Source organism: Streptococcus sp. 2022WUSS083, assembly GCF_044427155.1.
In the GTDB taxonomy this organism is placed as follows: Bacteria; Bacillota; Bacilli; order Lactobacillales; family Streptococcaceae; genus Streptococcus; species Streptococcus hashimotonensis.
In genome coordinates this window covers 42,687-55,321 of sequence record NZ_JAOTGK010000002.1, presented here as the reverse complement: position 1 = coordinate 55,321, position 12,635 = coordinate 42,687, and the positions used below count along the sequence as shown (strand labels likewise).

Here is a 12,635-nt window from a genome sequence, read left to right as displayed (position 1 = left end):
CTACCACCCTCTAACCGTCTGTTCGATTTGCGAAATAATACCTTCGTTTGTAACAATGAGCAGAATACTGTCATCATCAGCAATCACTGAAAAAACATGTTCTTGAAATTGTTCCAAAATCTGGCGTTTAACCACAGCAGAGCTTCCAGGTACCAGACGGAGATTAATCATTTTATCCATCACTGAGACTTCAAAAACATTCTGCGATTTTACCTTAACAAGACCTGGCTTTGGTAAACCATAAATATATCCCTTATCCGCTGATGGAACCTTAATAATGCCAAGTTCCTTGATATCACGTGAAACCGTTGCTTGTGTCGCATTGACACCCATTGCTTCTAGACGTTCAACAATTTCTTCCTGTGTATCAATAGGAAATCGGACTACCAAATCTTTAATGACTTCTAATCGTTCTCGTTTATTCATCCTTTTTAAATTCCTCATGTGCTCGATAGACTGTAGTTGTTATGACCTCTTTATCAATCTGGTTTGGTTGCGTTGATTTTTCTAAGTGCGCTAAAAATTCGATATTACCATGACCGCCTTGAACAGGGGAAAAGCTAAGGGCTTTGACTGAGAAGCCTGTTTCCACGGCCATTTTTGTTACATCTTCCAATACTTTCAAGTGAACAGATTTATCCTTGACAATGCCATTTTTCCCAATCTGTTCACGTCCAGCCTCGAATTGGGGTTTGACAAGGGCAACAACCTGGCCACCCTCCGCTAAAATACGATGGAGTGCTGGCAAAATCAGACTCAATGAGATAAAGCTGACGTCAATGGACGCAAAACTTGGTTGACCAAGTTCGAAATCTCCCAACTCAGCATAGCGGAAATTGTACTGTTCCATGCTGATCACACGCTCATCCTGACGCAATTTCCAGGCCAATTGATTGGTCCCTACATCCACAGCATAGACCTGCTTGGCACCAGCCTGCAACATAACATCCGTAAATCCGCCTGTAGAAGCCCCAATATCAATCGTTGTTTGACCCTCAACTGATAATTGGAAAACCTGCAAGGCTTTCTCCAATTTGAGACCACCACGGCTGACATACTTGAGTTTTTCCCCCTTGAGCTTGAGTTCAATTCCCTCGTCAATCTTCTCACCTGGTTTGTCGTAGCGTTCCCCGTTAATGACGGATATAACTAAGCCAGCCATAACACCGCGTTTGGCCTGCTCCCGCGTCTCGAAAAGCCCCTGTTTAAAAGCTAGTACATCTACTCTTTCCTTAGCCATTGATTCGTAAACTTTCTATGATTTCTTTGATTTTTTCTGTTGAAAATGGGACTTGTTTAGCCACTTGATCTAGCTCGTTGATTGCTTGATTCAAGCTATCTGCTAGAAAGACTTTTGAGGCTTCCAATCCCATTAGGGCAGGGTAGGTAGACTTCTCAGCCAATACATCTTTTTGGGGAGTTTTTCCGATTTCCTCAAAAGTGGCTGTCACATCCAAAATATCATCCCGAACTTGAAAGGCTAGACCAATTAATTGACCCGCTTGTCGCAAATGGTTGATTACCACATCTGATTGTCCTGCAATCAAACCTGCTGCTACAAAGGGAAAGGTCAATAATTTCCCAGTTTTATTGGCATGAATGGCTTGTAATTGCTCTAAGGTCAGATTCTGCCCTTCACCAGCCATATCCAATACTTGACCAGCAACCATTCCAAAGGTCCCAGATGCCTGGGAAAGCTCTCTCACGAGAGCAAGGATGGTCTCAGCTGGTAAATCAACTTGGGCTAGGAAACCAAATGGATCTAGAAAGAGACTGTCCCCTGCCAAAATAGCCGTTGCTTCATCGTAAACCTTGTGGTTGGTCAAGCGACCACGACGGTAATCATCATTATCCATAGCAGGCAAGTCATCGTGAATTAAACTTCCCGTATGGATCAACTCGACACATGCTGCCACTTGGTAATGAGCTTGTTTTAATTCCATTCCAAAGGACTCTAAGATGGTCAATAAAAGCAAGGGGCGGATTCGTTTACCACCAGCCTGTAGCGAATAAAGAACCGATTGGTTGAGGCGTTCAGCTACCTGAGGTTGGTAAAATTCTGCCATGGCTTCCTCAAGCCGCTGCAATTTACTGGCAACCATTAATCCATCTCCGCTTCACTGCCATCCGCCTGCATGACCTTGACCAAGGTCTTTTCAGCTTCTGCTAGTGTCTTTTGTAGGTCTTTCGATAGGACCATTCCTTTTTGAAACTCGGCAAGTGCTTCTTCCAAAGCCACATCGCCTCGCTCCAATTTGGTTACGATTCCTTCTAATTCAGCTAAGTTTTCTTCAAATGTTTTCGTCTGTTTGGACATGTTTTACCTCCACATCAAGTTGACCATCCTTCATCTGGATGGTTAGGTTTTCACCCGTTTGTACATTTTCTACACTATCAATCACCCGACCATCTTGACGAATCATGGCGTAGCCACGGGCTACGATGCGACTGGTATCCAGCATAGTCAAGGCCTCAATCAGCTTGTCCGCCTTGGCCATCTTATTGTCATAGATATTAGCCATATTGCTCTTCAAGAGTCGTTCCTGCTGGATAATTCTCTCTTGGAAACTCTCTACTTTACGACCTGGGTGCACACCTTGTAATCGTTGCTGTAGTAGGAGACCGGCCTGTTTCTGCTGGCTATAGAGTTCTTTCATCCGTGTCTGCAATTGATTGGTCAAGCGGTCTAATTTTTGTAAATAACCATCATACAAGCGTTCAGGCTGGCGGAACATGACTGACTGGCTAATTTTCTCAAGCTGACCTCTTAGGAATTTCAAACGATTGGTCATGGCCTGATAGGCTCTATTTTCCTGCTGATTGAGGTAGCCCAGTAAGTCTGCCTTGGTCACAGGTGTTGCTAATTCTGCGGCAGCTGTTGGGGTAGCAGCTCGTTTATCTGCTACAAAATCAGCCAGAGTCGTATCAGTTTCATGACCTACGCTGGAAATGATTGGAATACGGGATTCAAAAATAGCCCGAACCACAATTTCTTCATTGAAAGCCCAAAGGTCTTCGATAGAACCACCGCCACGACCAACAATCAGAACATCCAAGTCATCCCGTTCATTGGCTCTTTGGATATTGGCAACAACCTCCTGAGCAGCACCATCTCCTTGCACCTTGGTCGGATAAAGAACAATCTCTACGCCTGGAAAACGTCGGCTAACGGTTGTAATAATATCCTGAATAACGGCTCCACTTGGACTAGTAATGACACCGATTTTCTTGGTAAACCGCGGCAAGACTTGCTTGAATTCTTCTTTAAATAAGCCTTCCTGTGTCAGAGCTTGTTTGAGCTGTTCAAACTTGATTGCCAAGGCTCCAATACCATCTGGCTCAGCTTTTTCAATGACAATGGAATAAGAACCATTTGGTTCATAGAGCTGAATGCGCCCAATGACATTGATTTTCATTCCCTCTTCAAGCTCAAAGCCCAGATTCTTATAGACGCCTGCCCACATGGTCGCTTGGATGACTGCCTTGTCATCCTTGAGCGAAAAATATTGATGGCTAGGGCGTTTACGGAAGTTGGACACTTGACCTGTCAAATACACCTTCTCCAAATACGGATCGCGGTCAAACTTTAATTTTAAATACTTAGTTAGATGACTAACCGATAAATATTCAACCATGTCCACTCCTTCTATATTGTATCCCTACTATTATACCAAATTTTGCACTTTTATACAGAACTAGGCCTATTATTTCCGATAGCTTTCCTGTGTTTTTTTCAACAATTTGCTATATAATAGTTTGTGAGAATATAAGAACTTGTTGACAGGTTCTAAGGAGATTTATATGAAAATTGATGATTTACGAAAAAGTTCTAACATTGAGGACCGCAGGGGACAATCCAGTTCTAACTCATCTTTCTCGTCTGGTTCATCTGGCGGAAATGTTCTATTGGGACTACTCTTTTCACGACTTGGTTGGAAAGGAAAACTACTTGTTCTTGTCCTTTTATTAGCCTTCGGAGGCATGTCAAACCTTGGTGGGCTGCTTTCCCCATCAACAGGGACTAATCCTTACCAATCGAGTCAAGTCACAACGACTGGTACAGATGTGTCTGATGCAGATGCTGAATTCATGAGTAAGGTTTTAGGATCGACAGAAGATTTTTGGGTCCAAGAATTTAAAGCCAATGGTTTAACCTACAATGCACCGACTATGGTTTTCTATACTAACCAGACCCAAACCGGATGTGGAGTTGGTTCCGCCCAAGCCGGTCCATTCTATTGCTCTGCTGACCGCAAGATTTATATTGATACTTCTTTCTATCAAGAATTATCTAGCAAGTATAAGGCTGCTGGTGACTTTGCCATGGCCTATGTCATAGCTCATGAAGTTGGTCACCATGTTCAAAATGAATTAGAAGTTCTTGGGGCCTACCATCAAAAACGGGCTCAACTATCCGATAAGGAAGGCAATGCGCTAAATGTTCGCTTAGAATTGCAAGCTGACTATTATGCAGGAGCCTGGGCCAAATATGTTGATGGACAAGGCATCTTGGATGCTGGTGATATTGACGAAGCTATGAATGCTGCCCATGCAGTTGGTGACGATACTCTTCAACAGGAAGCCTACGGCCGTACTGTTCCAGACAGTTTTACCCACGGCACTTCTGAGCAAAGGAAAAAATGGTTTAATCTCGGTTATACCTATGGTGACCTTGCTCACGCCGATACATTCTCCGTAGAGAATCCTTAACCTCGATGCTATCAATAAAAGCTCCTGTAAAATGCAGGAGCTTTTATCAATACAGTCTATTCATCAGCCAAGATTAACTGCCAATCTATTTTTTACGTCCAGTTAATTCTTTGGTCCGATGTTGTTTTTTATGCTCTTTGTGTGAGTGACGGTTCTTTTTCGGACGATCTTTCTTTCGTTCTTTGCCTTCTTTCTTTTTCTTCTCTTTAGGAACCTTCTCTGTTCGTGGAGCCACTACCTCTAATCCCGCAGCAGAAGCAATTTGGTTACCATAAATATAGTGAGTATACTTATTAAAATTCTTTATCACTGCGATGAGAGAGAAAGGCTTTTCTGATTGTTTTTCTATTTCTGTCTCTAATTTATAAGTAACGGTCTGTACATCTCTACGGTAGTCTCGAAAGAGAATTTTTGAGAAACGATTTTCTTCCTTCCATTTATTAAATATAGCATTGTCCATAAGCCCTGCAGACCAGCCCCATTGCGCATCAAATTCTCCCTTTCCATTTTCAAACGCCCTATACTCATCTCCACCAGCACCTTCTGACTTATAGTGATTTAAAATATCCGTGTTACTCTGATCTACTAACTTAGTTAGTTTTAAGCCATCTGGAATGATAAAATAGTATCCACCAATTGATTCATAGAATGCCCAGTCTCTAGATTTGAAAGTCACTTTCCACTCAATTTTTTTATCGGTTACGGAAGTTGCTTCTATCAAAACGGATTGCTGTACTTGAAATGGTTTGCCTGGATAGTTCGTATCTTGGATATAAGCCGGTTGTTTCTCATTCGGCAATTCTGGAGTAACAGGGAGGGATTCCATATCCAAATTATTTTCAGCTGACCTTACAGCACGCGGTGTAAATTCAGAAAGGGTTGAATCTTCAACCTTTGTTTCTGGGGTTGCTTCAGCCTTTGGCTCAGAAATGACATTCTCGATTTCCTCTAGGTTAGCAGACTGGTTTGGAACTTCATCGTCTTGATTTTCTCCATTCTCAGCTCCTTTTATAGCTTGTTCTTCAACTGTCAATGGCTGTTCTTCTAACGTTTGGTTAGATTCTATTGTCACAAGGCTTGCATCGGTTGATGCCTCCGTATCCGCCTTGATATTTGATACATTCGCAGTCATTGTAGCACCTAATAGGGCGCTACTTACTAGTAATCCAGCTATCATTTTTGTTTTTTTCATAAAATACGTTAACCTCACTTCATTAATTATTTTCGGCAATTTTCCTTCCAAAATCTATCCTGCTATTTTATGCGACCGTTTCTTTTACCAGCAGATTTTCCTCTCGTATTCGTCCATGCAAAATCCTCATATAGATTGGAAAGAGAAAAATTAAACTATATTTCGCATGGCATAGTAAGGCAAGCCCTACTAATTCTGGAATAATGATTAGAAAGATATTCGGATGTCTTACGGTTTGAAATAGCCAATGATGAATAGGATGGTAGGTTTCCCCGAATAGTTGCCCAACTGTCCACTTGTCTCCTAAAATTCTTCTCAGATAATATAAGGTTGCCATCGCAGAAAATAACATCACGAACCCCAGTCCACTAAACCAGTCAAATAGGGGCTGTTTTATCAGTGTTTCACATAGGCATGAAAAGTAAAATACCATATGTGCAACTAACAGCCATCTGACATTGTGGATGCTGTCTTCTATCCCACCAGTAAATACTGTTTTCTCTTCATTTTCAAGAGCTATTCTCAAACAATATAGCCTCAGCAAAACAACCAGACCGACTGAAAAAATAATCACGATAATCCCTCCTTCTACTATTGAATTACAGACTTAGTATATCAAGTCAATCCATTTTCACCCTGCCCATGTTCTATTTTTTATTTATTTTTGTTGGTTGACTAGTAGTGACCCTAGCTGGTGCCAAATCAAAAAAATTCCTGAGTCAGTACATTTGAGCTCAGGAACTTTTTATGATTTTCATACTTGGTAGCTACGATTGCTAATTTAAAAGAAATTACTCTTCTTTCTTTTTATTTTTAAATACATACACAAAAGTTGAAAGAGTGGCCAGGGCTGCTCCTAACCAAGTTAAGCTGCCACCTGCTTCTCCAGTATTTGGCAAAGTTTCTTTGCTCTTCTGAGGTTTCTTACCATCTGACATTTCAGCCATTGGCTGTTTGACCGCTGGTGATGTTGTTTTTGCCCCTTGTGACTTAGGTTTCATCTTCTCAGAAGGATTATCCATTTTTTGAGATTCTTTTGCCATCTGATCTTCTTGTTTTGGCTTAGCCATTTTCTGAATATCAGATTTTTCTTTTTCAGATTCTTTAGGAACCTCAATCTTAGGAGTTTCAGTTTGTGGAATCTCTTTTTTCGGAGCTTCTTCTTTCGGAGTCTCTACTTTTGGTTGTTCTAACTTTGGTGTATCCTGTTTTGGATTATCTACCTTAGGCATTTTCTCCTCAGGAATAACCATCTCTGGTTGTTCCTGTTTAGGTGTCTCCTTCTTAGGAGCTTCTGGCTGTGGCATGTCCATGTGTGATTTCTCGTTAGTAACTCTAACATCTACCAAGACAACGTCATAAGAATGATCATCATAGATGACCTTCACATTTACCCCATATTGCCCTTCTACTAGCGGAACTTCTCCAACAACTTCTTTTGTAACTGGACCAGCTTCTTGAGGAACTGTGACAGCATCTAAGATTTTTTTCTCCGCAACTTCTTTTGAGGTTCCTACTGGATACGCTACCCAGTCAACCATTGAAACAATCGGTTCATAAAGTTCATCCTTAGTCTTATTGGGCACCATTTCTTCTTTCTTTGGACTTTCAGGTGCTGGACTTGGTGCTGGTGTGTCTGGCATTTCTGGTACACGAGGCATCTCTGGTCCCTCTGGAGATGAAGTCTCTGGTTTCATAGGAGCTTGCGGTTGCTCTGACTCTGAAGTCGGTGGCACTACCTCTGGTTGTTCCATTTTAGGTGTTTCGCTCTTAGGAACTTCTGGCTGTGACATATCTGGTACTTCTGGAGTTTTAGGTTGTTCTGGTTCTGGAGCAGGAGATGGCATTTCTGGACTTTGTGGCATGACCTTCGGCTGCATTTCTTCTACTTTTGGTTCAACCTTTGGCATTTCAGACATACGAGGTTGCTCTGGACTTCGAGGCATATCTTCATTCGGTTTGTCAGTCTGGTTAGATGTCACATGAACATCAACTAAAGTGACATCGTACGACTTATCATCGTAAATGACCTTTACATTTACTCCGTATTGCCCTGCTGCCAATGGAACGTCCCCAACGATTTCTTTTTTAGTTTCTCCTGCTTCTTTAGGAACCATTACTGCATCAAGAATTTTCTTCTCTGCTTCTTCCTTCGAAGTTCCTACAGGATAAACCACCCATTTGTCTGTTTGGACAATTGGCTCATAGATCTCATCTTTGGTTTTATTTGGCGCCATGTCTTCTTTCTTAGGACTTTCAGGAGATGGACTTGGCGCTGGTGCTTCCGGCTGTTCTGGTACAGAAGGCTTCTTCGGTTGTTCTGGTGTACCAGGCTTCTCTGTTTCCGATACCTTCGGATCAACCATAGGTTTTTCTGGAATAGATGGTGATTTAGGTGTTTCGGGTTTAAATTCTTCAATCTTCTTGACAATAGGGACTACTGTCAGCGAAGAAGTTATGGCATCTGTTTCAAGAATCGTTTTATTGCTGCCATCTACTTTCCACCCCTCCAATTTATATCCTTTAGGAATAACTAATGTTCCTTTTGGGGTATCATTAGTCGGTTTTTTGACTATTTTTGGCAATGCAACTTTTAATAGTGAACCTACAGGAACAGTTACAGAATACGAGCCTTTATAAAAGTAATAAGTTGCATCTGCCAAAGAATCTACATCCTTAAAAGTGATAGAAACCTTATCTATTGTTTTCGGTTCCAACGTTGGGACTTCTGATTTCTTATCTACCTCAGGAGCATTGTCTGGTACTACCATTCTTATTCCAGCAGCAGATACAACATCTGAGAAGAAACCGAAATATTTCATAACAGCGATGACAGGAAGAGTCTTTACATTTGTATTCTCAATTTTAGCTGTCAATTCGTAGGTCACTTTATCTGTATGGCTTGACGGAGCTTTAAGAAAATAGATCTTGGAACTTTCATTTCTCCAATCAGATAACTTCCCTCTCACATTTCCTACTGACCATTCCCACTGTGCGTTAAAACTACGCTCTCCTTCTATCCGATCTTCTTTACTAAAAAAACGATGAGTATTAGAGGATGAGTTGTCCAAGTCTTGGACCATTTTAGGGAATTTATCTAATATATCTGTTTTTTCCCCCTCTACAATCTTTGTCACTTGCAAACTCTTAGGAAGAATAAAATAATATCCCCCGCGTCCTCGGTCGAAAGACCAATTCTTAGTATCGAATGTCACCTTCCATGTAGCCTCATTATTATCCACCTTTACAGGCTCAATTGATACTGATTTTTTATAATAATCACCTTGATCATTACCGCTAAAATTTGTCCCCTGAATTAATCCTTCCTCATCATTTAGGGAGGCCTCCTCCCCCTCTACTACGTTTTTCGATTCTGATAATGAAACTAGCTCTTCATTTGAAACTAGTTCCAAATCTACATTTTCTTTTTTATCTCCCTCTTCTTTCAAAAAAGACTCAGCATTAGTTGAAGGATTATTATCTGCAACCATAACCGCTTCCTCCAATACTGGAGATGGACTATTTTTAGATGTCACGGAAATCTCTTCACTATTTGACTTTGGCGCTTCGGTCACAGCTACTTCTGTAAGCTCTGTCCCTTCTGCTTTGACCAATGATGTTGGATAAAGTAATAAACCACCCAATACCGTTGTACTTAATAATAAGCCTGATATTACTTTTTGCTTGCTCATAATTTGCTCCTTTTAAAAAAACGCATAATCTTTATAAAATACCTGTTTTCAAACTGGAAATTACCCTACTATTCTAAATGCACAGCCTTCCTTGGGTCAGTAGTAATTCATAAAAAACGATATTTAAACTAAATTAATGTAACCACTAGAATGATTTCTCGTAAAGTTCTATCTTTATCTCTCTCCCTGCACACTTCACTCCAACATTTCACCAGCAGACTCTACCTTACCATTAGGAATAATGACTTCCTTCAATAAGATATTTTCTTCATGGATCCGTCTGTACAGTACAACCATATAGATTGGGAATAGGATGATAAAGCTGTACTTGGCGTGGCATAACAGAGATAAGCCTAGCAATTCGGGGATAATGTTTAAGAAATAATTTGGATGTTTTACTGTTCTAAAAAGCCAATGATCAATAAATCGATGGTTCTTTACCAACATCAATTTAACAGTCCAAATATCTCCTAAAATCCTTGTAACCCAGCATAGCATCATCATCGAAAAGAATAATATTGCTAGACCAAGTACACTCAAACCGTCAAAACTAGCTTGTTTTAACACTGCCTCACTCAAACATGATAAGTAAAAGACAATGTGGACGACTGTTAGTAATTTTGTATTTTGCACACCGTATTCAGAACCACCATTTGCTAAAATCTGCTGTTCATTTTTTAGCGAAATTTTCAAAAAATACAATCTCAGTACAAAAACACTAATAACCCAAAAGACAATCATAATGTCCTTCCCTTCTCTTTGCAAATTCACAGAGTTCTTACCCTGTGGCAAAAAAATTATATCAGTCCCAACTATTTTCACCCTGCCTTCGTTCTATCTTTTTTGTATTTTTTATATTTTTGCATGTCGTCTTTATCCATCGAACTTTCCGCTTCTCATCCCATCTCATCCTCATCAAGATTCAAATAGAATATTCCAATATTCAATAAAAAAAATTGCTCATGACTACTATCTAGTCACAAGCAATTACTCTCTATTTCCTACTGTCAAAATTTTTTATATCATGGGATAACCTAGGAATCAAATTGAATAACAAAGCGCATTGTTTTTTCATCAGCAGCATAAAATGTATATCCAAATTGGTGTTTTTCAAGAATTTGTTGCACAATGAACAAACCAATCCCTGTTCCACCATCTTTTCTCTGCCGACTAAAATCTGGACGATAGAAAGGCTTGAAGATTTGCGATAATTCCTCCTCATCCAGTACAGCCTCGACTTCATTTTCAATAATTAACTGATGCTCAGTTAATTGTAGACGAATAGCGCCTCCAATTTTTGTATAACGAAATGCATTGTCCAAAACATTTTTTATAGCCTTCAGTAGATAAACTGAATTTCCTTCAATAATAACTGGAGCTAAATCAACTGTAAACTGATAGGGACGAACTTCCGCTAAGCTAAAATAGCTCGTCAATGAATCCTTAATTAACTCATCTAATTGGATACTTCCCTTGCTATCTTTCAATGCCATATCGAGATTGGTTGCTTCTAAAATGGAATAAACCAAATTAGATTGTTCCTTCAGCAATTCTCTACATTTCTTCAAATAAGTATCATGATCCTGAAAGGGACCGACATTATGAATCATCCCCTCAATCAAACCTAGCGCACTAGCAATCGGAGTTTTTAATTCGTGAGATGTAATACGGAGAAAGTCAGATTTTTCCTTTTCACGGGCTAAAGTCCTCTCGTTCTCCGTTTTCAATTCCTTGATACTGGTCAAAAGTTTACTATAAAGACTATTGACATCTTGTGCTAGGGTTGCTACTTCATCCACACCAGATACAGAACAATTGATCCCTGGCTCCAAAGATTGCATTTTGCGGGTTGTTGCAGAAATGGCTGCGATTCTACGAGTGGCCAGTCGACTGTAGACAAAGGCCGAGGAAACTGCAAGCAAAATGATTAATACCAGAATGAAGGGATAGAAGGTAACCAGGATCTGACTGACATCCGAGAGAGAATGAAAACCGTAATTAAACAGCAAATAGTAGATCGTCCCTTCAGCGGATTCAATAGCTACTGACCATGAACCAAACTCATCAAAATTTCCTTTCTTTAAATACTCCTCCTCGTTCTTTTTGGCCTCTTCGTCATTAGGATCTGGATAGATAATTTTATTTGACTCGGAGAATAGAGTAATGATGATATTCGGAGTTTTTTGATCATAATCATCAATTTCCTCTAGAATTTCAACTTCTGGCTTCCCGTCCAGCTGCATCGCAACTCTCATATAATCATCTTTGAGTTCTTGTTTCCGAACTTGATTATAATAGATCGGCATAGCATAATATAATAGTCCCAATAAGGTCAAAGAAATAAAGGTAATCATCACCGTAACAACGATGAAATTTTTTCTAGCGATTCCCATTGTTAGAATTCCTCAACCTGATAACCTCGACCAATTACCGTTCGTAAAGGAAGAGATGGTAACTTCTTACGTAGATTCTTGATATGATTGTCTAAAACTCGGCTATCCAGTTCTGTATAGCCCCAAATTCCCAGCATTAGATGATCACGATTGACAATTTTTCCACGGCGTTTTGCCAAGTACAGTAAAATTTCGTATTCTTTTTTCGTTAATTGTACTTCTTCTTCTGCCATATAAACCGCTCCACTGGACGGATGGATTTGGATGTCGGCTGCTTCTATAATATCACCTTCACCACGCAAAATATTTTCAATGCGTTTCACAAGAATAATCGGCGAAAAAGGTTTTACAACGTAGTCACTAATCAGTTGATTGAAGCTAACCAATTGTGTGTATTCGTCATCCATTGCCGTTAACATAAGAATTGGAATTTTTGATGTCTTACGAATCTCCTGTAGGACTTCCAATCCTGTCATGGACGGTATCATAATGTCCAATACAATCAAATCAAATGATTCTTCTCGAAATGTTTCAAGTGCAATTTTTCCGTCGGAAATATGGGTCACTTCGTAGCCGTGATCCTTTAGAAATTCACAAACTACTTGACTGATAACAATATCATCTTCTACAACCATAATTTTCGCCATT

At 40.0% G+C, this 12,635-nt stretch carries 12 protein-coding genes; 1 reads left to right on the top strand and 11 read right to left on the bottom strand.

Annotation, left to right across the window (positions count from 1 at the left end; all coding sequences use genetic code 11):
• From ODU41_RS02205 to xseA, 5 genes are read right to left on the bottom strand one after another with little or no spacing between them, the layout of a single operon-like run.
• The gene (locus ODU41_RS02205) at window positions 1–426 is read right to left on the bottom strand and encodes an arginine repressor (RefSeq protein ID WP_172017402.1); all 426 of its coding nucleotides are present in this window, start codon (window positions 424–426) and stop codon (window positions 1–3) included.
• Window positions 419–1,240 carry a TlyA family RNA methyltransferase gene (locus ODU41_RS02200; protein ID WP_398578599.1) on the bottom strand — a complete coding sequence of 274 codons (822 nt, stop codon included), beginning with the start codon at window positions 1,238–1,240 and terminating at the stop codon, window positions 419–421. The genes ODU41_RS02205 and ODU41_RS02200 overlap by 8 nt, the downstream gene beginning before the upstream one ends.
• Window positions 1,233–2,102: a polyprenyl synthetase family protein gene (locus tag ODU41_RS02195; RefSeq protein WP_398578598.1), complete on the bottom strand. Its 870-nt coding sequence runs from the start codon at window positions 2,100–2,102 to the stop codon at window positions 1,233–1,235. Before ODU41_RS02195 ends, ODU41_RS02200 begins: the two co-directional genes overlap by 8 nt.
• Window positions 2,102–2,317, bottom strand: a complete 216-nt coding sequence (locus ODU41_RS02190) for an exodeoxyribonuclease VII small subunit (RefSeq protein ID WP_002936269.1) — start codon at window positions 2,315–2,317, stop codon at window positions 2,102–2,104. Before ODU41_RS02190 ends, ODU41_RS02195 begins: the two co-directional genes overlap by 1 nt.
• Window positions 2,292–3,635, bottom strand: a complete 1,344-nt coding sequence (gene xseA, locus ODU41_RS02185) for an exodeoxyribonuclease VII large subunit (RefSeq protein ID WP_398578597.1) — start codon at window positions 3,633–3,635, stop codon at window positions 2,292–2,294. Before xseA ends, ODU41_RS02190 begins: the two co-directional genes overlap by 26 nt.
• A gap of 166 nt (window positions 3,636–3,801) precedes the next feature.
• Here xseA and ODU41_RS02180 point away from each other — a divergent pair, with 166 nt between their 5' ends.
• On the top strand, window positions 3,802–4,710 hold the full coding sequence (locus tag ODU41_RS02180) for a neutral zinc metallopeptidase (RefSeq protein WP_024413789.1): 909 nt from the start codon (window positions 3,802–3,804) through the stop codon (window positions 4,708–4,710).
• Between the two features lie 85 nt (window positions 4,711–4,795).
• Here the strand turns inward: ODU41_RS02180 and ODU41_RS02175 are convergent, their stop codons facing one another.
• From ODU41_RS02175 to ODU41_RS02150, 6 genes are all read right to left on the bottom strand, one after another.
• Window positions 4,796–5,902 (bottom strand): hypothetical protein, encoded by a 1,107-nt coding sequence (locus tag ODU41_RS02175; protein ID WP_395379916.1) that lies wholly within the window; start codon window positions 5,900–5,902, stop codon window positions 4,796–4,798.
• Between the two features lie 67 nt (window positions 5,903–5,969).
• Window positions 5,970–6,476, bottom strand: coding sequence for an isoprenylcysteine carboxylmethyltransferase family protein (locus tag ODU41_RS02170; RefSeq protein ID WP_044669092.1), 507 nt, complete (start codon window positions 6,474–6,476; stop codon window positions 5,970–5,972).
• A gap of 217 nt (window positions 6,477–6,693) precedes the next feature.
• The gene (locus tag ODU41_RS02165) at window positions 6,694–9,594 is read right to left on the bottom strand and encodes an LPXTG cell wall anchor domain-containing protein (RefSeq protein WP_395379918.1); all 2,901 of its coding nucleotides are present in this window, start codon (window positions 9,592–9,594) and stop codon (window positions 6,694–6,696) included.
• Between the two features lie 195 nt (window positions 9,595–9,789).
• Complete coding sequence (locus tag ODU41_RS02160; protein ID WP_395379919.1) at window positions 9,790–10,335, bottom strand: isoprenylcysteine carboxyl methyltransferase family protein; 546 nt, start codon at window positions 10,333–10,335, stop codon at window positions 9,790–9,792.
• Between the two features lie 293 nt (window positions 10,336–10,628).
• Window positions 10,629–11,987 (bottom strand): HAMP domain-containing sensor histidine kinase, encoded by a 1,359-nt coding sequence (locus ODU41_RS02155; RefSeq protein ID WP_024385030.1) that lies wholly within the window; start codon window positions 11,985–11,987, stop codon window positions 10,629–10,631.
• A 2-nt stretch (window positions 11,988–11,989) separates the two neighbouring features.
• Window positions 11,990–12,634: a response regulator transcription factor gene (locus ODU41_RS02150; protein WP_024385031.1), complete on the bottom strand. Its 645-nt coding sequence runs from the start codon at window positions 12,632–12,634 to the stop codon at window positions 11,990–11,992.
• Between the last annotated feature and the right edge of the window lies 1 nt (window position 12,635).